At 62.3% G+C, this 21,868-nt stretch carries 24 protein-coding genes, 1 tRNA gene and 1 pseudogene; 10 read left to right on the top strand and 16 right to left on the bottom strand.

The features are described from left to right. Positions 1–37: 37 nt before the first annotated feature. Together CK226_RS03440 and CK226_RS03435 are read left to right on the top strand one after the other, a co-directional pair. Positions 38–1,009, top strand: a complete 972-nt coding sequence (locus CK226_RS03440; protein WP_095790099.1) for a patatin family protein — start codon at positions 38–40, stop codon at positions 1,007–1,009. A gap of 159 nt (positions 1,010–1,168) precedes the next feature. Then, positions 1,169–1,735, top strand: a complete 567-nt coding sequence (locus CK226_RS03435) for a dihydrofolate reductase family protein (RefSeq protein WP_095773085.1) — start codon at positions 1,169–1,171, stop codon at positions 1,733–1,735. Between the two features lie 12 nt (positions 1,736–1,747). On the opposite strand, the gene recJ is transcribed toward CK226_RS03435, so the two are convergent. The 9 genes and pseudogenes from recJ to CK226_RS03395 form a co-directional block, all read right to left on the bottom strand. Further along, entirely contained in the window at positions 1,748–3,529 is a 1,782-nt protein-coding gene (gene recJ, locus CK226_RS03430; protein WP_095791085.1) for a single-stranded-DNA-specific exonuclease RecJ, read from the bottom strand. A 180-nt stretch (positions 3,530–3,709) separates the two neighbouring features. After that, positions 3,710–3,811 carry a DUF6434 domain-containing protein gene (locus CK226_RS35985; protein WP_280951464.1) on the bottom strand — a complete coding sequence of 34 codons (102 nt, stop codon included), beginning with the start codon at positions 3,809–3,811 and terminating at the stop codon, positions 3,710–3,712. 80 nt (positions 3,812–3,891) lie between these two features. After that, positions 3,892–3,947, bottom strand: a pseudogene (locus tag CK226_RS35980) (hypothetical protein); the annotation flags it as partial. 73 nt (positions 3,948–4,020) lie between these two features. Further along, entirely contained in the window at positions 4,021–5,004 is a 984-nt protein-coding gene (glpX, locus tag CK226_RS03420) for a class II fructose-bisphosphatase (protein ID WP_095790047.1), read from the bottom strand. 204 nt (positions 5,005–5,208) lie between these two features. Continuing rightward, entirely contained in the window at positions 5,209–5,376 is a 168-nt protein-coding gene (locus tag CK226_RS03415; protein ID WP_095773087.1) for a Thivi_2564 family membrane protein, read from the bottom strand. A 69-nt stretch (positions 5,377–5,445) separates the two neighbouring features. Beyond that, positions 5,446–5,805: a hypothetical protein gene (locus tag CK226_RS03410; protein WP_095791003.1), complete on the bottom strand. Its 360-nt coding sequence runs from the start codon at positions 5,803–5,805 to the stop codon at positions 5,446–5,448. A gap of 125 nt (positions 5,806–5,930) precedes the next feature. Further along, positions 5,931–7,244: a homoserine dehydrogenase gene (locus tag CK226_RS03405; RefSeq protein ID WP_095772818.1), complete on the bottom strand. Its 1,314-nt coding sequence runs from the start codon at positions 7,242–7,244 to the stop codon at positions 5,931–5,933. Positions 7,245–7,282: 38 nt separating this feature from the next. Next, positions 7,283–8,500, bottom strand: a complete 1,218-nt coding sequence (locus CK226_RS03400; RefSeq protein ID WP_019858471.1) for an LL-diaminopimelate aminotransferase — start codon at positions 8,498–8,500, stop codon at positions 7,283–7,285. A gap of 45 nt (positions 8,501–8,545) precedes the next feature. Further along, positions 8,546–9,052 (bottom strand): hypothetical protein, encoded by a 507-nt coding sequence (locus tag CK226_RS03395; protein ID WP_179300955.1) that lies wholly within the window; start codon positions 9,050–9,052, stop codon positions 8,546–8,548. Here CK226_RS03395 and phaC point away from each other — a divergent pair. The 3 genes from phaC to CK226_RS03380 all read left to right on the top strand — a co-directional run bounded on the left by phaC (position 9,040) and on the right by CK226_RS03380 (position 12,862). Further along, on the top strand, positions 9,040–10,875 hold the full coding sequence (phaC, locus tag CK226_RS03390) for a class I poly(R)-hydroxyalkanoic acid synthase (RefSeq protein ID WP_095772820.1): 1,836 nt from the start codon (positions 9,040–9,042) through the stop codon (positions 10,873–10,875). The genes CK226_RS03395 and phaC overlap by 13 nt on opposite strands. Before the next feature lie 216 nt (positions 10,876–11,091). After that, a complete protein-coding gene (locus tag CK226_RS03385; RefSeq protein WP_095791001.1) occupies positions 11,092–12,348 on the top strand; it encodes a YcbK family protein in 1,257 nt (418 codons plus the stop codon). Between the two features lie 439 nt (positions 12,349–12,787). Then, a tRNA-Glu gene (locus CK226_RS03380) sits at positions 12,788–12,862 on the top strand. A 69-nt stretch (positions 12,863–12,931) separates the two neighbouring features. Here the strand turns inward: CK226_RS03380 and CK226_RS03375 are convergent. Both CK226_RS03375 and CK226_RS35445 read right to left on the bottom strand, forming a co-directional pair. Beyond that, entirely contained in the window at positions 12,932–13,240 is a 309-nt protein-coding gene (locus tag CK226_RS03375; protein ID WP_095791000.1) for a hypothetical protein, read from the bottom strand. Positions 13,241–13,401: 161 nt separating this feature from the next. Continuing rightward, positions 13,402–13,602 carry a nuclear transport factor 2 family protein gene (locus tag CK226_RS35445; RefSeq protein WP_245437641.1) on the bottom strand — a complete coding sequence of 67 codons (201 nt, stop codon included), beginning with the start codon at positions 13,600–13,602 and terminating at the stop codon, positions 13,402–13,404. Between the two features lie 825 nt (positions 13,603–14,427). Here CK226_RS35445 and CK226_RS34725 point away from each other — a divergent pair. Then, positions 14,428–14,601 (top strand): hypothetical protein, encoded by a 174-nt coding sequence (locus CK226_RS34725; protein ID WP_179296424.1) that lies wholly within the window; start codon positions 14,428–14,430, stop codon positions 14,599–14,601. A 74-nt stretch (positions 14,602–14,675) separates the two neighbouring features. After that, positions 14,676–15,212: a J domain-containing protein gene (locus tag CK226_RS03360; RefSeq protein ID WP_095790998.1), complete on the top strand. Its 537-nt coding sequence runs from the start codon at positions 14,676–14,678 to the stop codon at positions 15,210–15,212. A gap of 32 nt (positions 15,213–15,244) precedes the next feature. On the opposite strand, the gene CK226_RS03355 is transcribed toward CK226_RS03360, so the two are convergent. From CK226_RS03355 to CK226_RS03335, 5 genes are all read right to left on the bottom strand, one after another. Continuing rightward, positions 15,245–15,598, bottom strand: coding sequence for a TadE/TadG family type IV pilus assembly protein (locus CK226_RS03355; protein WP_095772824.1), 354 nt, complete (start codon positions 15,596–15,598; stop codon positions 15,245–15,247). Positions 15,599–15,764: 166 nt separating this feature from the next. Then, positions 15,765–16,205 carry a TadE/TadG family type IV pilus assembly protein gene (locus CK226_RS03350; RefSeq protein WP_179296079.1) on the bottom strand — a complete coding sequence of 147 codons (441 nt, stop codon included), beginning with the start codon at positions 16,203–16,205 and terminating at the stop codon, positions 15,765–15,767. A gap of 5 nt (positions 16,206–16,210) precedes the next feature. After that, positions 16,211–17,437 carry a pilus assembly protein TadG-related protein gene (locus CK226_RS03345; protein ID WP_179296426.1) on the bottom strand — a complete coding sequence of 409 codons (1,227 nt, stop codon included), beginning with the start codon at positions 17,435–17,437 and terminating at the stop codon, positions 16,211–16,213. Positions 17,438–18,019: 582 nt separating this feature from the next. Continuing rightward, entirely contained in the window at positions 18,020–18,283 is a 264-nt protein-coding gene (locus CK226_RS35440; protein ID WP_095772826.1) for a DUF6074 family protein, read from the bottom strand. A gap of 210 nt (positions 18,284–18,493) precedes the next feature. Then, positions 18,494–18,790: a DUF982 domain-containing protein gene (locus CK226_RS03335; protein WP_095772827.1), complete on the bottom strand. Its 297-nt coding sequence runs from the start codon at positions 18,788–18,790 to the stop codon at positions 18,494–18,496. A 299-nt stretch (positions 18,791–19,089) separates the two neighbouring features. Between CK226_RS03335 and map the strand changes: the two genes are divergently transcribed. The 3 genes from map (at position 19,090) to CK226_RS03320 (ending at position 21,860) form a co-directional block, all read left to right on the top strand. Beyond that, a complete protein-coding gene (gene map, locus CK226_RS03330) occupies positions 19,090–19,917 on the top strand; it encodes a type I methionyl aminopeptidase (RefSeq protein WP_095772828.1) in 828 nt (275 codons plus the stop codon). Positions 19,918–19,974: 57 nt separating this feature from the next. Continuing rightward, positions 19,975–20,736 (top strand): DNA repair protein RadC, encoded by a 762-nt coding sequence (gene radC, locus CK226_RS03325; RefSeq protein ID WP_095790997.1) that lies wholly within the window; start codon positions 19,975–19,977, stop codon positions 20,734–20,736. Between the two features lie 353 nt (positions 20,737–21,089). After that, positions 21,090–21,860 (top strand): hypothetical protein, encoded by a 771-nt coding sequence (locus CK226_RS03320; RefSeq protein WP_095790996.1) that lies wholly within the window; start codon positions 21,090–21,092, stop codon positions 21,858–21,860. The last annotated feature ends 8 nt before the right edge of the window (positions 21,861–21,868 follow it).

Here is a 21,868-nt window from a genome sequence, read left to right as displayed (position 1 = left end):
CTGTCCGTATATTAGTCTTGGGACAAGGGAGATCATGATGCTCGAGTGGGCGTCATTGCGTAACAGACCAGATGTCAGGGAGGCCAACGGCCTGACCTCTTCCGGCGGCGCGTCCGAAACGAAATCTCCCAAGAAAACAGCCATTTCGCTCGCTTTGGGCGGCGGTTGCGCAAGAGGCTGGGCTCATATCGGCGTGCTGCGCGCGCTCGATGAAGCCGGCATCGAAGTTTCGATGATCGCCGGCACCTCGATCGGCGCGCTGGTCGGCGGCTGTTATCTCGCCGGCAAACTGGATGAGCTGGAAGAGTTCGCCCGCAGCCTGACGAAGCGGCGCATTTTCGGCCTGCTCGATCTCAATCTGCGCGGCAGCGGCCTGTTCGGCGGCTTGAAACTCGATGCCCGTCTGCGCGAGCATGTGGCGGGCGTCCGTTTCGAAGACCTGCCAAAACCCTTCGTCAGCGTCGCATCGGAAATCCGCACCGGCCACGAGATCTGGCTGTCGCACGGCTCGCTGATCACGGCCATGCGCGCGTCCTACGCATTGCCTGGCGTGTTCGAGCCGGTGAATTGCAACGGCCGCATGCTGGTCGACGGCGCGCTGGTCAATCCGGTGCCGGTATCGGTTTGCCGCGCCTACGAGCAGCCGCTCGTCGTGGCGGTCAACCTTCACTACGACCTGTTCGGCCGCGCCGCCGTGATCAAACACAGCGCCGGCGAACTTGTTGTCGAAAAGGACGCGCCGCGCCCCGGCCATGTCGGCACCGAGCACCAGTCGCATCAGACCCGCCTCGGCATCACCGGCGTCATGGTCGAGGCTTTCAACATCATCCAGGACCGCATCTCGCGCGCCAGGCTGGCGGGCGATCCGCCAGATATGTCGCTGCAGCCCAAACTCAGCCATATCGGCCTCACCGAATTCCATCGCGCCGACGAGGCGATCCAGCTCGGCTATCAGGCGACGATGGCCCAGATCGGCGAACTGACCCGGCTGCAGACCGTTCTCGCCTGAGGCCAGCCGCTGTCCGAAACACCGTCCGTTGCGTCCCATCGACGGAGTGGTGCTGCACCCTTGAAGCGTTGGCGGCCTTTTCATTTGCCTGTTGTGTGAAAAACTGATTGCAAAACGCAATTGGTTATGCTGGCCTGTGCTGCTTATACGGAGGCGCCAATGGCCAGGCTCGTTTATTCCATGCTCACCTCTTTGGACGGCTATATCGCCCGATCGGACGAGGACATAGCACTGCCAGTGCCGGAGACAGAATTGCATCAGCATTTCAATGACATGATGAGGCTAGCCTCAGCAGTCCTTGCCGGGCGACGGATGTACGAGACGATGCGCTTCTGGGACAGCCCTGAGCGCGAGACCGGCTCCACCGAGGTCGAGCGGGACTTTGCCCGCGCATGGCGAGAGACACCGAAGATCGTCTTCTCGACCACGCTTCGGCAGGTCGGGCCCAATGCCCGGCTGGTGAATGGCGATGCCGAGACCGCGGTGAGATCGCTCAAGTCAAAGACGGATGGCCTCGTCATCCTCGGCGGCGCAGACCTTGCCGCCGGTCTGGCACGAGCAGGGCTTATCGATGAATACCGGCTGTACATGCACCCGGTCGTGCTGGGGGGCGGCAAGCCGTACTTCCAGTCCGGCCTGTCGCTGAGGCTGAAACCGCTCGGCAGGGAAAGCCTGCCCCAGGATGTGACGCTAATGCGTTATGCGCCGGCCAACCAAGCTGCATAGATACTGACGCGGCTACGCTCGCGCCGCATCGACAATGCGGAATTGCACCGTGCGGTTGCCGTTCCAGTAATTAACAGACAGCGAGCCGGCGACATGCACGCTCTTGCCACGGTTCTTGAACAGGAATTCGCCAAGCACCGTATCGACGGCACGAAAGGCGATCGCCTGGATACGGCCGCCGCTGTCCGACTGCAATTCACAGCGTATATGGTTGGTGCCGACCGGCCTGGCGTCGGCCAGCCGATGGCGCGGCAGCACGAAGACCGGCGCGACGTGGCCGGCGCCAAAGGGGCCGGCCTTTTCCAGCGCGTCGAGCAGGCTGAGCGTCGCGCCTTCGGCCGCAAGCGCGCCATCGATCGCCAGGCTCTCCTCGTCCTGTAGCCGAAACACGTCGGCAGCCGCCCGTTCCTCGAAGAACGCCCTGAGTTCGCCGAGCCTGGCGCGCTCCACAGTGATGCCGGCCGCCATGCCATGACCACCGCCCTTGACGATCAGCCCGACATCGGCGGCTTCGCGCACCAGCCGGCCGAGGTCGAAGCCCGACACAGAACGGCCCGAACCGGTGCCGATGCCCACAGCGTTGAAGGCAATGGCGAAAGCCGGCCGGCGCGCATGATCCTTCAGCCTCGAGGCGAGCAGGCCGACAATGCCGGGATGCCAGTTGTTGCTGGCGGTGACGACGATCGCCGGGCCGCTGCCACCGGCAAGCTCGGCATCGGCCTCGGCGCGCGCCGCGGCCAGCATCTCCTGCTCCATCAGCTGCCGCTCCTGGTTCAGCCGGTCGAGCGTCTCGGCGATGGTCCGCGCCTCGACCGGATCGTCGGTCGCAAGCAGCCGGCTGCCAAGCGCCGCATCGCCGATGCGCCCGCCGGCATTGATGCGTGGCCCGATCAGATAGGCGAGATGGAAGGTGCTGACCGGCTCGCCAATGCGCGATACCCGCGCCAATGCGGCCAAGCCTTCATTCTTCTGCTGGCGCGCCATTTGCAGGCCTTTGACGACGAAGGCACGGTTGACGCCGGTGAGCGGCACCACATCGCAAACGGTCGCCAACGCCACGAGATCGAGCAGCGAAAGCAGGTCTGGCGGCGCGACATCGCTCAGGCCACGCAGGATTTTCGCGGTCTGCACCAGGGCGAGGAACACGACACCGGCGGCACACAGATGCCCCTGCCCGGAAAGATCGTCGTCACGGTTTGGATTGACCACCGCAATCGCGGCCGGCAACGCGCCGCCGACCTGATGGTGGTCGAGCACCACGACATCGGCGCCGGCTTCGTTGGCGGCATCGACGGAAATGGCACTGTTGGTGCCGCAATCGACGGTGACGATCAGCGTCGCGCCGCGCGACACGAGTTCGCGCATGGCATCGGGATTGGGACCGTAACCCTCGAAGATACGGTCCGGAATATAGATTTCCGACGGTATGGAGAAATGTGCCAGAAACCGCTTCAGCAAGGCCGACGAGGCGGCGCCATCGACATCGTAGTCGCCGAAGATCGCTACCTTTTCCCGCGCCATCACCGCCGCCGCGATTCGGGTTGCGGCCTTGTCCATGTCGGTCAGCGACACCGGATTGGGCAACAGGTCGCGGATCGTCGGATCGAGGAAGCGCTCAGTCTCGTCGGCGGTAACGCCGCGTCCGGCCAGAACGCGCGCGACGATGTCGGGCACGCCATGACCTTGCGCGATGGCAAGCGCGACCATGTCCTGCCGTTCGGTCAGCCGGTGCTCCCAGGAGAGACCGGTCGCCGACTGCCTGACATCGAGGAAAAGGCGCCTTTCGCCCATTATGCGCTTTGCCAATTCATGGTCGGCCGCAGGATAGAGCATGTCGCGCAAAAATGTGCAGCGGTTTTGGGCTAACGACATGCGCGGACAACAGCCTAAAGTGCTGCGCGTGAACGCGACGCGCTTTAGGGCCAAAGACGGGCAAAACCAGGTGGTTCGCGGCGGGTGGCGTCGCAGGAGAATTCAAGACAAACCACGCTTTCCGCTTTTCAGCCAGGCGCGCCTGATCCATTCGTCGGCGGCGTCGCCCATTGTCTTGTCCCGACCGTCCTTTAGCCAGGCCATGAAAGGCCGATCGAACCTGAACGTATCGCCGCATTCGCGGGGTGAAATAGCGGCGCACATTCTGGGTGTTGCGATAGGATTTCGTGATGGGCGCGGCACACGAAATCGGATCCGCGTGCCAGTCGAACACATTCATCGTCAATCCTTGCGCCGCCAGGGTTCAGATGCAGCCAAGGGCTAGCAACTGCGGTGCGGCTTCGCAAGGAGGCCTAGAACTTATCCAGATCCTGATGCCGCGCCTTGATCTCGCGCACGGTCCGCGACGATGAGCGCAGTACGATGGTGTGGGTGGTGATATAGGTGCGGCCGAACTTGACGCCGGCCAGCATGTTGCCGTCGGTGACGCCGGTCGCCGCGAACAGCACGTCGCCGCGCGCCATGTCTTCCGCATGGTAGATCCGCTTCGGATCGGAAATGCCCATCTTGGCGGCGCGCGCGACCTTGTCCGGCGTATCGAGGATCAGCCGGCCCTGCATCTGGCCGCCGGTGCAGCGCAATGCGGCCGCGGCCAGAACGCCTTCCGGGGCGCCGCCCGTGCCGAGATAGAGGTCGATGCCGGTCTCCTCCGGGTCGGTGGTGTGGATGACGCCGGCGACATCGCCGTCGCCGATCAGCCGGATCGCGGCTCCCGTGGCGCGCACGGCATCGATCAGCTTGGCGTGGCGCGGCCGGTCGAGGATGCAGGTGGTGATGTCCGAGACCGCGACGCCCTTGGCTCGCGCCAGGCTCGCGATGTTCTCGGCCGGAGAAGCATCGATATCGATGACGCCTTCGGCATAGCCCGGACCAATGGCGATCTTGTCCATATAGACGTCGGGTGCGAACAGCAGGCTACCCTTCTCGGCAATGGCGATGACAGCAAGCGCGTTGGGCAGGTTCTTGGCGCAGATCGTCGTGCCTTCGAGCGGATCGAGCGCGATGTCGACTGCCGGTCCTTTGCCGGTGCCGACCTCTTCGCCGATATAGAGCATCGGCGCCTCGTCGCGCTCGCCCTCGCCGATCACCACCGTGCCTTTGATGGCAAGACGGTTGAGCTCCTGTCGCATGGCGTCGACAGCGACCTGGTCGGCAGCCTTTTCATCGCCACGGCCGCGCAGCCTGGCGGCCGCCACGGCGGCCCTTTCGGTGACGCGCACCAGTTCCATGGTGAGTATCCGGTCAAGGCCGGCGACGATGTTCTGGGCCACATTCATGTTCGGCAAATCCTCGTTGGCATAGCGCCTCCCGCCGGAGGCGGGCCTGTTTTGTCAAACGAGCATGACAACGGCAAGACCTGCCGGACGTTTTATCGAAAAGCCAGCAATATCAATCGATTGAACCGCATTTCCGACAAGATTGCGGACCGGTCGGAAACGACCGGGCCGCCTTGAAGAAGCACTGAGGATTGCCGCCGCGATCTAGAAAACCGCGAGATATCTGAGCAACGAAATGATGCCGATGATGATAACGATGACCTGCACGATCTGCCGCATCCTGGCGTCGAGCGGCAGGCGCTGCACGAGATAGAGAACGAGAATGATGACGAGGAATGTGATCAGTATGCCCATCAACATGGATGAAGCCATGATGCCCTCCTTCAAATGAATTCCTGAAACGGGAAACGAGCCGGCACTGCCAGCCCGTTACCGGCACGCTCAATACCAACGGCGGGGCGTGTCGTTGTTCATCGACTGGCCGACGGCGATCCCGGCCAGAAAACCAAGCAGGCCGACGACGCCGATCACGGCTGTCGTCGTGCCCGGGTTTTCGCGCGCGACTTCCGAAACCGCCTGAGCCTGGCTGCGCAGCTGCTGTGCTGTGCGCGATGCACGCGCCGCGGCCGTCTCATAAAAATCCGAAGCCTGTTCGCTGGCATCATCGAGCATTTCCGCGCCCCTTGCCGAAATGCTCTTGTTGATCTTGGTGATCTCCTTGCGCAGTTCAGCGATCTGCTTTTCCAGCGTTTTCTGGATATCGTCGATGGAGGGGGGGTCGGACTTGCTGGTATCGGCCATGAAGCGGCTCCCTTGGTTACTGACCAAGAGAACGGCGCCGCAACGAATTCGTTCCGGCCAATGCGCGGCTGGTCGCCATCTGTCGACCGCAGGCGCCGGCGAGGACGTTACCCGCCGGGGGACGACTACCCTGCCCGCTCGATGCGGATGACCTGCGGCTTGTCGGTCAGGTGACCGTCCTTGGTGATGCCATCGACGGCCTTGCGCACGGCTGCCTCGGTGGTCTCATGGGTAACGAGGATCACCGTCTTCTGCGCCGCCGCCTCGCCGCTGACCGCATGCTGGACGATCGATTCCAGCGAAATATCGTTGTCGGCCATGCGCTTGGCGATCGCGGCAAAGACGCCGATGCGATCATGCACGGTCAACCGGATGAAGTAGCCGCCGGCATGGCTGCGCATCTGCGCCTTCTTGTAGGGCCTGAGCTCCTTCGCCGGCAGGCCGAAGACCGGGCCATGCTGGAAGCCGGGCCGGCTCTTGGCGATGTCGGCGATGTCGCCGATGACGGCCGAGGCAGTGGCGTTGCCGCCGGCGCCGGGGCCTGAAAGCAACAATTCGCCAAGAATGTCGGTCTCGATCGCCACCGCATTGGTGACGCCATGCACCTGCGCGATGACGGAAGCGGTCGGCACCATGGTCGGATGCACGCGCTGCTCGATGCCGCTTTCGGTGCGCTGGGCAACGCCAAGCAGCTTGATCCGGTAGCCGAGATCGCCGGCCGCACGGATGTCGGCCTGGGTGATGTTGGAAATGCCTTCCATATAAATGTCGTTGGCGGCGATCTTGGTGCCGAAGGCAAGGCTGGTCAGGATCGACAGCTTGTGCGCGGTGTCGTGGCCCTCGATGTCGAAGGTCGGATCAGCCTCGGCGTAACCCAGCCGCTGCGCGTCCTTCAGGCAGGCGTCGAACGAAATGCCCTCGGCCTCCATGCGGGTGAGGATGTAGTTGCAGGTGCCGTTGAGAATGCCGAACACGCGATTGACCGAATTGCCGGCCATCGCCTCGCGCATCGTCTTGATGACCGGAATGCCGCCGGCCACCGCCGCCTCGTAGTTGAGCAGCACGCCCTTCTTCTCGGCGATCTCGGCCAGCGCCACGCCATGCTTGGCGAGCAGCGCCTTGTTGGCGGTGACGACGTGGCGGCCGGCTTCGAGCGCCGCCTTGACCGACAGGCGCGCCGGCCCCTCGTCGCCGCCGATCAGTTCGATGAACACGTCGATGTCGGCGATCTGTGCCATCTTGACCGGATCGTCGAACCATTTGGCGGCGCTGACATCGACGCCACGGTCGCGTTTCGGGTCACGCGCCGAAACTGCCGACACGACAATGTCGCGCCCGCATTGCCGGGTCAGTTCCGCTGCCTTGTCGCGCAGCACCCGCGCCACCGATGCGCCGACCGTACCAAGTCCGGCAATTCCAACACGCAGAGCTTCAGCCATGGAAGGCGACGTCCCTCAAAATCAGATCGAATTTTTGCTTACCGGTGGGCGGACAGCGGCACCACATTGTTGGGCTGCTTGGCGCTGGTCGACAGGAAGCGCTTGATGTTGCGCGCCGCCTGGCGGATCCGGTGCTCGTTCTCGACCAGCGCCAGGCGCACGAAATCGTCGCCATGTTCGCCGAAGCCGACACCGGGCGCCACCGCCACATCGGCGTGCTCGATGAGCAGCTTGGAGAATTCGAGCGAACCGAGATGCTTGAACGGTTCGGGGATCGGCGCCCAGGCGAACATCGAGGCGGCGGGAGCTGGAATGTTCCAGCCGGCGCGCCCGAAGGAATCGACCATGACGTCGCGGCGCTTGTGGTAGACCTCGCGCACCTCGGCGATATCGGCGCCGTCGCCGTTGAGCGCATGAGCCGCTGCCACCTGGATCGGCGTGAAGGCGCCGTAGTCGAGATAGGACTTCACCCGGGTCAACGCCGAGATCAGCCGCTCATTGCCGACGGCAAAACCCATGCGCCAGCCGGGCATGGAGAAGGTCTTCGACATTGAGGTGAATTCGACGCAGACATCGATGGCGCCCGGCACCTGCAGCACCGAAGGCGGCGGGTTGCCGTCGAAATAGATCTCCGAATAGGCAAGGTCGGACAGGATGATGATGTCGTTCTTCTTCGCGAACGCCACCACGTCCTTGTAGAAGTCGAGCGAAGCGACCAGCGCCGTCGGGTTCGACGGATAGTTGAGGATCAGCGCCAGCGGCTTCGGGATCGAGTGGCGAACGCCGCGTTCCAGCGCTGGAATGAACCCATCGTCCGGCTCGACCTGCAGCGACCGGATGACGCCACCCGACATGATGAAGCCGAAGGCATGGATCGGATAGGTCGGGTTCGGGCACAGGATGACGTCGCCAGGCGCGGTGATCGCCTGCGCCATGTTGGCGAAGCCTTCCTTCGAGCCGAGCGTGGCCACCACCTGCGTGTCGGGGTTGAGCTTCACGCCGAAGCGGCGCTGATAATAGGCCGCCTGGGCGCGGCGCAGGCCGGGAATGCCGCGCGAGGAGGAATAGCGATGGGTGCGCGGATCGCGCACCACTTCGCACAATTTGTCGACGATGGCCTTGGGCGTCGGCAGGTCCGGATTGCCCATGCCGAGGTCGATGATGTCGGCGCCGCGCGAACGGGCACTGGCCTTGAGCCGGTTAACCTGCTCGAACACGTAAGGCGGAAGCCGGCGGACCTTGTGAAACTCTTCCATGGCAGTTCCAGACAGCAAAAGGGGCTATGGGCGCGCGCTATATACTCATTTGCAGGTAGGGTCGAGGGCGGGATCGCATTTGCCTTCGATCTGCTTCAGCGTCTGCGGACCATGTTTCGTGGCTAGGTCCGCCAACGCCGCCTGATTGGCGACCGCAGCGCCGCCGCCGCTTTTGGCGCTCTGTGCGCCGCCATCAGCCTTGAGTTCGGCGAGCTTGGCGTTCGTCTCGGCCTGCGTCAGCTGCTTGTTCGCCACTTTGGGCGGGATGTTGAGGTTCGGAAAGGTGCCGGTATCCTTTGGACCTGCATTGTCGGCCATCGGCACCGGAGCGCTGGTATTCGTGCTCGAACACCCGGCGATCCCCAAAAGCACGATCGCCGCGCCGATGCGGCAAAAGCGTGCGGCATCAAAAAAAACAGTCTCGCCAATATTAATCGTCATATTGTTTCCTTGGCAGCCGCGGTAGAGCGAGATTGGACCCTGTCGGATGTCCCATGTTAATATGTCAAGAAAACGCTTCGGGAGGAACCCCGCGAACCATGTCCAAAACACCCGATTCGGGCAAAACGGAAGATGACGAGCCTTCGACCGTCGAGCAATATCTGGTGAAGGATCCGGAGCGCTTCGCGTTGAACATGGCGCGCATGATCGAGCAGGCCGGCAAGGCGGCGTCCGCCTGGGCCGAACCGCGCGAGCGCGGCGAAGTGCGCGACCACGTCGCCGAGCCGGTCGTCGACATGGTCAAGACGTTTTCCAAGCTGAGCGAATACTGGCTCGCCGACCCCCAGCGCGCGCTCGAAGCGCAGACGCGGCTGTTCGCCGGCTACATGACCGTGTGGGCGAACGCCATCCAACGCGTCAGCCCCAACGCCGAAGGCCCCGACGACGCCGTCAAGCCGGAGCGCGGCGACAAGCGTTTCCAGGACCCGGAATGGGGCCGCAACGCCTTCTTCGATTTCCTCAAGCAGGCCTATCTCGTCACCTCGCGCTGGGCGTCCGAACTGGTCGAGCACGCCGAAGGTCTGGACGAGCACACCCGCCACAAGGCGAGCTTCTACGTCAAGCAGGTGTCCAATGCCATCTCGCCGTCGAATTTCATCCTGACCAACCCCGAGCTTTTCCGCGAGACCGTCGCTTCCAACGGCGAGAACCTGGTGCGCGGCATGAAGATGCTGGCCGAGGACATCGCCGCCGGCAAGGGCGACCTGAAACTGCGCCAGGCCGACTATTCGCCCTTCGAGATCGGCAGGAACATCGCCACCACAACCGGCAAGGTCGTTGGCCGCAGCGATGTCGCCGAGATCATCCAGTATGATCCGGCGACCGAGACCGTGCTGAAACGCCCGTTGCTGATCTGCCCGCCCTGGATCAACAAGTTCTACATACTCGACCTCAACCCGCAGAAATCCTTCATCCGCTGGGCGATCGAGCAGGGCCACACCGTCTTCGTCATCTCCTGGATCAATCCGGACGAGCGCCACGGCGCGAAGGGATGGGAAGCCTATATCAGGGAAGGCCTGCAATATGGCCTCGACACGATCGAGGAGGCGACCGGCGAGCGGGACGTCAACGCGATCGGCTACTGCGTCGGCGGCACGCTGCTGGCGGCGGCGCTGGCTCTGATGGCACAGGAAGGCGACGACCGCATCAAGTCGGCTACCTTCTTCACCACGCAGGTCGACTTCACCTATGCCGGCGACCTGAAAGTCTTCGTCGACGAGGAACAGGTCGCGGCGGTGGAGAAGTCAATGAACGAGAAGGGCTATCTCGACGGCACCAAGATGGCGACCGCCTTCAACATGCTGCGCTCCGGCGACCTGATCTGGCCCTATGTCGTCAACAACTACATGCGAGGCAAGGACCCCCTGCCCTTCGACCTGCTCTACTGGAATGCCGATTCGACCCGCATGGCGGCGGCCAACCATTCCTTCTACCTGCGCAATTGCTATCTCGAGAACAACCTCTCGCGCGGCAAGATGGAACTGGCGGGGCATACGGTCTCGCTCGGCGATATCACCATTCCGATCTACAACCTCGCCTCGCGCGAAGATCACATCGCGCCGGCGCTGTCCGTCTTCCTCGGCTCGAAATATTTCGGCGGCAAGGTCGACTACGTGATGGCGGGATCGGGCCACATAGCCGGTGTCGTCAATCCGCCCGCCTCCGGCAAGTACCAGTATTGGACCGGCGGCAAACCGGAAGGCGATTTCGGCCAATGGATTGCCAGGGCCGCTGAGCATCCCGGGTCGTGGTGGCCGCACTGGCAAAGCTGGATCGAGGCCAAGGACGACACCCGTGTGCCTGCCCGCAAACCCGGCAAGCATATGAAAACCTTGGGCGATGCTCCCGGCAGCTATGTGAAGGTGCGAGTGTAACGGACTGTAATGTCTGGTGAGTTGACGGCCCGTCAAAAGCGGGCGAAATGGTGTCGTCAACCATCAAGCAGCCGTAATTCGGCAATCACTGCAAAAATACTTCCAGGCTTGCGGATTTGACACAGGTCTCGTTTCCGGATCGGAGACAAAGGTCACCTTGGACAGCGACTTCCAGTGCTGCGCCAAGGACGTACCGACCGGACATCGAGGGGGAATTTGACTTTGAAATCAGCAGGATGGAGCCTCGCAAAGGGAGAACGCAGCGCCATCTTGGCAGCGCTCTGCTGTGTGCTCCTGGCCTCCTGCACATCGGCCGGCGACCCGACAATGTCGGTCGGAATGCCCGGCTACAATGCCTCCGCCTCTGACATCAATGCGGCCGCCACCGGCAAGTCCATCGCCACCGCCGATTCGACATCGCAGACAACGGCCACGCAAACGACCGTGATGAGCGAAGGCGACACCGCACTCCCCGAAAAAGTCGCTTACGTACCGATCGCCAAGCCGCAAGCAGCCTTTCCGCTGATAACGCCGGCCGGCGCTGAAGCGATCGCGGGACAAACGCCGCAGGCCTTGCAGCAGCCGGCCCAGACGGCGCAGCAGACAGACGCGGTCGCCCAGAAGATCGCCGCCGCCGATGCGGCGGTGACAACGCCAAAGCCGGCCGCGGCGCCGGTGATGAACAATCCGGTCTATGTGACCGCAGGTGAGGCGACACCAGCCGAGGCGCCAAAGAAACGTGGCTTCCTGGCCTCGATGTTCGGCGCCACGCCCGCTTCGGCCACACCGGCTCCGCTCATCAACACGCGATCGGGCGAACAGCCGACCGCACAGGCCAAACCCGCGCCTGCGGCGGCGGCAAAGCCGATCATCACGTTGGCCTCGGCCGACTCCACGGCAAAGCCGATACAGTTGGCCTCGACCGGTGACGACGCAGGTCATATCACCGGCAGCGATGCCTTGCCTGGCGTGCGCCAGACCGCCCTGTTCGAGATCAAGCGCAAATCCGGCCTCGACGACGAAAGCGACGTCGACCTCAATGAGGATGAGGGTCCAATCGGCGGCAGCTATCAGGTTGCGTCCGCAGCCGGCATGGCCCGGCTCGCGCCAAACGGCCTGCTGAAGCAGAACGAAAGCGTCGATGTCGCCTGCCTGAAGCCGTCTCTGGTGCGCGTGCTGAAGACGATCGAAGGCCATTACGGCCGCAAGATGATGGTCACGTCAGGCTACCGCGACCCTGCCCGCAACCGCCGCGCCAACGGCGCCAAGAACTCGCTGCACATGTACTGCGCCGCCGCCGACATCCAGGTGCCCGGCGTCTCCAAATGGGAACTGGCGAACTACATCAGGACCATGCCCGGCCGCGGTGGCGTCGGCACCTATTGCCATACCGAATCGGTACATGTCGACGTCGGGCCCGAGCGCGACTGGAACTGGCGCTGCCGCCGGCGAAGCGGCGGCGGTGACGGCTGAACGGCGCGATTTGACGGGCCAGAGCGGCTAGGGTCGTGCCATCAATATCGTTCCAGTGGACTTTCCATTGGCCTGAGCGCCCCCCCAACTTCGTCATCCACGGGCGGAGCAGGAGCGAAGCTCCGTCGCGAAGACCCGAGGATCCATTCCGTGGCCTTGGTTGACGAGCGCGGCCGACCAGAATTCCGCACCGTTTCAACGCCTTGAAGTCGCGGCATGGATTCCTTTGGCTGCGGAGCAGCTCCAGGGTCTGCGCCGAGTAGCTTTGCTCCTTGCTCCGCCTTGGAATGACGAAGCAATGGGCGTTTTCGCTAGTCACCAAGCCGCGCAGTGGGTGGCGAAGCCCCCGATTCCAAAGCCTCGGAAAAAAGTTGTCCAAGCCGGCACCTGACGGGTTGCCGGTTGCGCACAACGTCAGTATAAGCCGCTTCGTCTGAGCGCGCCCATCGTCTAGCGGTTAGGACACCGCCCTTTCACGGCGGTAACAGGGGTTCGATTCCCCTTGGGCGTACCAGACCTTTCAAACACTTAGCGACCTCCCAGTCCTTACTGTCCAATTTTTGGGCCGATTCCAGGGAATTGGTCAAAATGGCAACACAAACAATTTCGCGTGCATGATGGACGTCACCACCCGCGCCGAATCCCGCATGTCTGATGCGGCGGACCTTTCGGAGATTCGCCATTCCATCACCGGACATGTCGCCGCCTGCGCCGAGCCCTTTAGCGCTCCTTCGGCTTCAGGATCTCCTCGACCCGAGCCCTCGCGCGCCATGCTGAAGCATCGCCTGTCCGGCGCTTGGGTTTCACCCTCATCCTGTGTAGTCAGGATAGTGCGCACGTGCGCCTTGCCGAAGACGCTGGCGAGCAGGTTGTGGCCGGCTTTGTCGGTCATTGGCCGGGATCGGTGCTGTTGAGGCTGCACATGCGGATCAGCCAGCGTCCGCCAGCAGCCTGTCGCTCAAAAACGCTGAGCGAAGTTCCGTTCCCGGTCGCCTCACCCTCCGAATAGGCCGCGAGAGACCATGCCAGCTTCCCGGATGCCCCCGCCTCTGGCTAGTGTTTTGTCGGGGTGGCGTATTGGGTCCAAACGCCATGCAGCGCCTCTATCGCCGCGCGGCCGCGAGGCGGCGGCGCATAGGGAGAATGCAATTCCGCGTCAGAAGTGAATACCGCCGCACAACCGGCAGCATCGCCGGCCCGATAGGCCGCAACGTAGATGTCCCAAAGCTCCTGCAGTTCGTCGCGGATCGACATCATTTCCTCCCGGTAAGGCCACGGAACCTTGGGCGCCTGTTGGCCTGCTCAGCCGCGGGCGGCCGCGCCGGTGCTGTCCCACGAAAGGCCGGCCGCGAGTTCATTTGCATTTTAGCTAATTGAATGTGAGATGGTCGTGAAATTCCGAGCGGGGGCTCATGACCACAGACATTTTTCTGACCGCTATCGCGGCATTCTCGATACTCGTTCCGCTGTACTTCATCCTCAGGTGAGGCGTTAAGCCGCTTGGCGGGCGCACCAGCGCGCGTTCCTCGCTGGCGCTGTCCTACGCGGCAGAGGCTTCCCGTGCGTCCTGGCGCCCGCCCATGGCCAGTCGCTGTGTCTCTGGATGCACCTGCAATCTGCTTGAACGCAGAAACCCCGCCGCTCCATTTGCGAAGCGGCGAGGCCTGCCCCAACCTCGGCCCCAATTGCCGGTCCCAACAGCCGGCATCGCTGACAATGCAATTGTTGTGCCAGCGACGATTGATCCATTACTGGACGGAAGAACCGGTCGCCGCAAGTTGCGCGGCCGCATCGTCCGGCCTGCTCAGGCGCCGCCCACCAGGCGCGATCGATTTCAACGGCGCCTTCCTTCCAGGGAGCCTCGCGAAGCCCGCCCTTTTCACGGCGGTAACAAGGGGTTCGATTCCCCTTCGGCGTACAGGCTTTCGTGCACTCCACCCCCTGTTTGCCGAATATCTCAGCCGCCCTTGCCTTGAGTCCCGGAGCAACCGCATCAACCATCTTATTAGCAAGCGCTTGTGTTCCTCACCAAGCCGGATCATTATCCAAACCATCAGGTCGCTGAAGGGGTAGAGCGCCATGGAACTGAGCTGCTATGATCCGGGCGGGAGCATCTTTGCATCACCCGCCTTCCTTAACCTCACGGCTGTTTTCATCATTCTGGCCGCCTTCGCCGTTGCGCGACTGATGGCAATGTCACGCGCGGATTCTCTCGACCAGCTTCGGTTCGCGCCGATCCAAGCCGCAAGTTGAGGACTGTCGTTCCTTGCCTTCAGCAGTCATGCTCTCGACGGTGTGCGCAATAGCGAAGTTGTGGGGGCGCCATCTTGTTCGTTGATTACTACGAACTCCTGGAAATCAGCCCGAACGCCAACTCGGAAACGATAGAACGGGTATTCCGCTATTTTGCCATGCGCTACCATCCTGACAATCAGGACACCGGCGATGAATCACGCTTTAGCGAAATCCTGGAAGCCCACAATGTGCTCAAGGATCCTGTGAAGCGCGCGCGGTATGATATCCAGCACAAAGACCATTTGAATCTGCGAACGGAGTTGATTGGGGAAGCCAGCAACAACACAACAATCGACCGCGATGTGGCCATTCAGGCGAAATTGCTCTCGCTGCTTTACGTCAAGCGCCGGCAAGACGTAAACAATCCCGGCATTGGCGATACAGAAATCGAACGTTTGTCAGGCTGTCCACGAGAACATCTTGAGTTTCATCTCTGGTACCTAAAAGCCAAGGGCTGGATTGGAAGGATCGAGAACGGAACCTTCGCGATCACCGTGGAAGGCATCGATCGCGCCAATTCCGAACATCGCCGTGACACCACGATAAGATTGCTGGACCATGCCGGCTGAAACGCGGAAGTTCGCGTCAGCGCCGCATTTCACTAACCGCCGACCAGCGGTACGGTAACGGTGGTGGCGTAGTTGATCGGAAAGGTGTCGAGGTAAGGAAAGTCGACGACGAAGGCATAGGTGGCGGTCAGATGCGCCATGCGGAAACCGCCGCTTGCCGGGTCGATGGCGATCGTCACGTTCACATCCTTCAAACCCAAGGCCTGCAATTTCTGCCTGGCGATCGATTGGATGTCGGCCTGGGTCAGCGTGTTCTGAAGCTGCAGCGAGCGCGATGATGTCTCCAGCGTATAGCGAACGCTGGACACCGAATGCATCGACCAGCCCAAGGCGAAGATCCCGAACAGCAATATGATGAGGAACGGTGCGATCAGCGCGAACTCCAACCCGGCCCCGCCCGAACGATCTCGCCCGAAGGCGCCTTGCCTGGCGCAATTCCAGGAAAAGTGTGAGCTGGTTGTCCCGGGAAAAGCGCGCAGCGCTTTCGCTTGGGAATCGCGGCAAAACAAAGAGCGAGGGCGTTTCGCCATTTCCGCGAAACGGTGAGACGCCCTAGCGAACACGGATCACCTCCAGATGGCCGATGACGCTGGAAGCGGAAAAGACGCCGAAGGTGAAGGGCGGCGTCCAGGTGGCCGATGCCTGGATCTGAACATAGACCGACGGCACCTTTGGTCCGCTGCACAGAGTGGAGGCGTCGACCACGGTCGTCCCGCACATATAGATCCGGCTTAGCGTGACCTGGCCGTCCGCCGGCCGTTTCTCCCAGCTCGAAATGGCGACGGCCTGCGTCGCCGTATCATTCGTCGAGCCTTCCATGATCAGGTTCGCGGCGGTCTTCACGCCGGCACGCATCGACAGCGAACTCGTCACATAGGACCAGCCGTCGATGATACCGAGCAGCGCCGCGCACAGGAAAGGCAGGACCATCGCGAACTCGACCGCTGCAACGCCCGTTTTATCGCTCAGGATCGGCACAGATCGGGGCTCCACGGAGGCTACTCCACCAGCGCCACGGACCGCGCCGCCGGAATGTCGCGCATTCCGAGGCTCGTGCAATCCTGGTTGATGGTCGTGCTGCCGGACCATTGAATCGTATTGGCGACGACCTGGGTGCAGCCGCTGTTGCCCGAGAAATTGCCAAGATAATTCACTTGCTGTTTGGGGAAGTAGATGGCCCCGGTTAGCAGCGAATCCGCTGTTCCATTGAATGTGCTGGATGCACTGTTGCCGGCCCTGTCGCCGTAGAACAGCACACCGGAATAGATACCCGAGGTCGGCGCGCTGAGCTTCACGGAGGCGTTGCCATTCATGCTGACGGTCGAACTGCCCGACATGAAGATGGTCACATCGCTGCCGGTGATGATCGCGTTGGCGTTTATCTTGAGATCGCCCTGAACGACATAGACGCCGGGCGAGAGGGCGACATTGCCCTTCAGCGTCATGCCGCTGCAATAGGTGCCTGGGCTCAGCGTCGCCTTGTTGTCGTTCTGGCATGGGTTCGAGGCCGCCGGAACCGGGAGGTCTGCAAATGGATCTGCCGCAGGCAGCGCCTGGGTGATCGGGGCCGCGCAGACCGTGGTGACGGGATTGCTGAGAGACACGCCGCCCGCCGATATCAGGCAATCGACCTGGAGGCTCGCCGAGCCCTGGAGCTTGATGGCGTCCGGAGCGATCGAATTGGACATCACCACGCAGCCGGTGACCTTCACGGTGGTATTGCCTGAAAACGATGCAGCCTGCGAGGCGGTCTGGTCGAGCGCGGTCATGCAGGCCTTCGAGGCATCGGTGATGAGAGCCACCGCCCTCGCCTGTTCGGGAACCTGGCTCTGCGTGAAGATCGAGGTGAACATCCGGTTGAGGTTCTGAGCGACGATGACCTCGACCGCCTTCTTCGCCGTATTCGGCCCGGACGCCGGCGGCGTGTTGACGATGATCGTGCCCGAGCCCAGCCCGTTCGTCGCTGCCGACTGCGTCGCGGCCGCGACGATCGTCGGCTTGTCGGAACCCGAGATCTGTTCAAGCGCGCCGGCATAGGCCGCGGCATCGGCCGTCGCCTGTAGTCTCAGGCTGTTGTAGTACCAGTAGGAGGTCTCCACGCCAAAGCCGGCCGCGCCGACGACGATCGGCAGGCTGAGGGCGAAGATGGTGGCAACATTCGCCCGTGTGCTCCGGCGTATACCGGTCGCCATGATCCGAATTCGGGCGAAGCAATTGAAAATCATAACTTAAATTAGAAAGCATGCATATATGAAGGAACGGCTAAAAAGTTCGGTTCATTTTTTGATGAGGGCTTCGATTGGCTTCAAACAGTGGGCCGTCGGCTGATCAGTGCATGCAGACGTCGCGATAGGCAAGAAACTCACGGCGCTGGAACGTCAGCACGGTTCGGCACCTTGCGCCTGGGCAAAAGCCCTCGAACTACATGTTGCTGGCTGGACGAATCGGAGGCGGTGGGCGATGCGCGGGTTTTTGCCGCGATTTAATGGGAATGTCCGCCAAGGATGCGCGTCTCGGCTTGATGGACAGCGATAGGGCATTGCCACGGCGCTTCAGCAACCCAACTGATATCTTGGCAACGAGGTCCCGTATTTCCATGGGCGCTCCTCCCGAGCAGCCCCCGCCACCTTATTATTAGCAGCGAAGCGAATTCTCCGCATTTAACTTTGATGTATCAAGGTCGCGCGATGTTGCTTCGATGTCAGGCTCATCGAACGCCATCTCCGCCCGTTGACGGTGACCGCGTCCTCGGCCGCCCTCGGGACAACGAAGGCGCAGCCAGGTGCTGCCTGGAAGAAATATTTTCTTCAGGCGGAAAGAACTGGAGCCGACTCAGTCGCCAGTCCAGCCGAAAGCTCTCTCTGTACGGCCAGGAAAAACCTGCGCACTTCATCACTGGCGGTTGCTCTGTCCCTGCCCGACCCGACAACCAGGTCAAGCAACTCGGCCGCTTTAGCCCTCCAGAACGAGGCTGCAGGCTCGCCATGCAGATTGTCTAGGCTGGCTGCAACTTCCCTGACCAAGAACAGCTGACGGTCGATCGGGAATGCACGGACTTTTTCTGGGGACATCTTCCAAACCTGAACTGACGCAACGAATCAACCATTGCTGAACAAGCATTGGCATAGCCGCCAAGGTGGAAACGGAAGCTTAACGCCGCTGTCGATGCATCATCGTGCGAGGAAATGCAGATGATGATCGAGGCACGAGATCACCACGCACATTCAAGGCAAGTTGGTTGAGAAAACGGAGTTGGTCGATCGGAACAGGCGAAGCAGCCCTCAGGCCCGCTGCAGGCTTGCCTCGCCGCCACGCTTGCGCGGCGCCATCATGTCGCTGGCCATCAGTCCGGTGACACGGCAGAACGCCATGAACGCCCGGCAGGCATCCTCGGTCTTGACCACGTCCACCGTGGCGCCGAAGCAGGCATTGAAGGCTTTCTGATAAACCGGTCCCTGCCGGCGCGCCGGCCAGTCCTGCAGGAAATCCAGCGCCTGCTCGACGCTGTAAATCTCCTCGACGGGCAAGCCGGGGCCTTGCGCAATGCGCACCGGCACCTCGAATTGCAATCTATCCATCCGCAAATCTCCCGACCCCGTCGCCCAGGCAGCGCCGTTCGTCGTCAAAAGTTGCTTTGCCCGCTCAGTGCCACGCAAATGTGTCGTCACTGCGGAAACGGCCGTTTTTGCTTCGCACGATGGCCGGAAAGGAAAGCAACCGTGCAAAAACCGATCGAAATTGGCCCGACGAGACGAATATCCCGCCGGCTAAGCCCGCATCAGCCAGTTCTTCCTTGAACCTTTTGCCCTCAAGTGCCAAATCTGGCGGAATACCCTCGCCAGAACTCCTGCAGCGCTCACTCTTCCATACGGACAAAATGGTCACCTATCTCGACGCCGCCACGGCCCCTCTCAGAAACACCGGCCAGATCCGCCTCTATGGCGAGGACGGTTTTGCCGGCATGCGCAAGGCATGTGACCTCACCGCCCGTTGCCTGGACGCGCTGGTGCCGATGGTCGCGCCCGGCGTCACCACGGACGCCATCGATCGTTTCGTCTTCGAGTTCGGCATGGATCACGGCGCGCTGCCGGCGACGCTCAACTATCGCGGCTACACGAAATCGTCCTGCACCTCGATCAACCACGTCGTCTGCCACGGCATTCCAGACAACAAGCCGCTGAAGGATGGCGACATCGTCAACATCGACGTCACCTACATTCTCGATGGCTGGCATGGCGATTCCTCGCGCATGTATCCGGTAGGCACCATCAAGCGCGCGGCCGAACGCCTGCTCGAGGTCACCCATGAATGCCTGATGCGCGGCATCGCCGCCGTCCGGCCGGGTGCCCGCACCGGCGCCATCGGCGCCGCCATCCAGACTTTTGCCGAAGCGGAGCGCTGCTCGGTGGTGCGCGACTTCTGCGGCCATGGCGTCGGCCAGCTCTTCCACGACGCCCCCAACATTCTGCACTATGGCAGCGCCAATGAGGGCGTCGAGATGCGGCCCGGCATGATCTTCACCATCGAGCCGATGATCAATCTCGGCCGGCCGCATGTGAAGGTGCTGTCGGATGGCTGGACGGCGGTGACGCGGGACCGTTCGCTGTCGGCACAGTACGAGCACACGATCGGCGTGACCGACACCGGCTGCGAGATTTTCACGCTCTCGCCCAAGAACCTCGACCGGCCCGGCCTGCCGGCCTGATATTTTAATACGTCGGGCGAGCGCCTTGCCCGACTGATTGGCTGGATGCGGGGGCTGATGGGGAAGGCCAGCGACGACGACGAGCGGAGTTTCTTCGCCGAGGTGCCGGTTCGGCCCGCGGCGAAGGCGAGGCCCGTTCCAGCTGAAAAGCCTGGATATCTCGGCCACCGCGACCGTTTGCGCGAGCGCTTTGCCTCGGCGGGTCAAGACGCCCTGCCCGACTATGAACTTCTGGAGCTCTTGCTCTTCCGGCTGATCCCGCGCGCCGACACCAAACCGGCCGCCAAGGCATTGCTGGCGCGCTTCGGTACGCTGGCCGAAGTGCTTGGCGCGCCCGTCAACCTGCTGCAGGAGGTCAAGGGCATCGGCCCGGCGGTGGCGTTCGACCTGAAGGTTGTCGCTGCGACAGCGCAACGCATGGCGCATGGCGAGGTGCACGGCCGCGAAGTCCTTTCGTCCTGGACGCAGCTCCTCGCCTATTGCCGCTCGGCCATGGCCTTCGAGGCGCGCGAGCAATTCCGCATCCTGTTCCTCGACAAGAAGAACGCGCTGATCGCCGACGAGGTGCAGCAGACCGGCACTGTCGACCACACGCCCGTCTATCCCAGGGAAGTGGTCAAGCGCGCGCTCGAACTGTCGGCCACCGCGATCATCCTGGTGCACAACCACCCGTCAGGCGATCCGACGCCATCGCGCGCCGACATCGAGATGACGAAAGAGATCATCGAAGCGGGCAAACGGCTGGGCATCGGCGTGCACGACCACATCATCATCGGGCGCAAGGGATACGCCAGCATGAAGGGCCTGCTGCTGATCTAGGGGCAACGACCAACATGGCGACCATGCCGTCTTCGCTGAAAGCAAAGCCATGGCGTTCCTGCCTCACGCATTCGGCCAGGCTTTCGTCATCGACTTCCGGTATTCCAACGCGTTTCCGACCGACATTGTCTGACGGACGGGACCATGGTCCTGGCTGGTATGGGACTTCAGTAGCACAGCGACCTCACGGCGCCTATTTGCATGAAATATCAATAAGTTAAGCCACAAGCCATTACCAGACTCGCGCATTGCGACCGCATTTGTCTAAAGTTTACTCCGTACGATTAGTGGATTCTCATATTACGCTGATCTAGCGCGGTTGGGCGGAGGTGGCGATTCCCCGAGGAGACACCATGACAAACCGAAAAACTCTGTTCGCGGCGCTTGCCGCATTGACGCTTCTGGCGTCGCCGGCGCTCGCCGGGGCCGGCGGCAACGGGCACGGTGGCGGCAATGGCAGCGGCCACGGTGGCGGCAACGGCAATGCTGGCGGCAATGGCAAAGGCAACAGCGGTGCCTCGCATGGCAAGTCTGCGTCGGCCCCCGGACGTGTCGGCAAGGTCGATGCTGACGCAACGACCGACACCACGGTCGACACGACCACCCAGGTCGCAGCCGTGCCGAAGGAGAAAAACATCCATGCCAAACTCGGCCGGCTGAATTCGCTGCAGCGCAACATCAACGCCTATATGAATTCCAAGAGCAAGAAGTTCGCTGCCCTCCAGGCCTTCGTGACACAGTCGGCGAAAGCCAAGGCTGCCCAGGCCGCGGCTGAGACGGCAGCCGCCACGGCCGCCGCCGCGCAGGCCCAACTGGATAAGCTGAATGCGCAACTGACCGCACTGCAGGCTGATCCGAATGCCACGGCTGCGCAGATCCAGGCTGTGAAAGATCAGATCACCGCCCAGCAGGCCGTTGTCGACGCCGACAACGCAGCGGCGGACCAGGCTGAGGCGGCGGCTGCCACGGCAACCGTCGGCACCGACCAGGCATCGCTCGATGCAGCGCTGACGGACATGGCCAACAAGCCCGTCGACGACGACGTCACCGCCTGGGCCGAAGGCGTCCTTGCAGACAAGATCGACCAGATGGCTACCAAGATCGAAGCGCAGACGACGCCTTAGGCGTCGAC

The sequence above is a fragment of the Mesorhizobium sp. WSM4311 genome (assembly GCF_002295115.1).
Lineage (GTDB): Bacteria > Pseudomonadota > Alphaproteobacteria > Rhizobiales > Rhizobiaceae > Mesorhizobium.
Note: the sequence above shows the minus strand (reverse complement) of the source record. Positions and strands in the feature narration are given on the sequence as shown.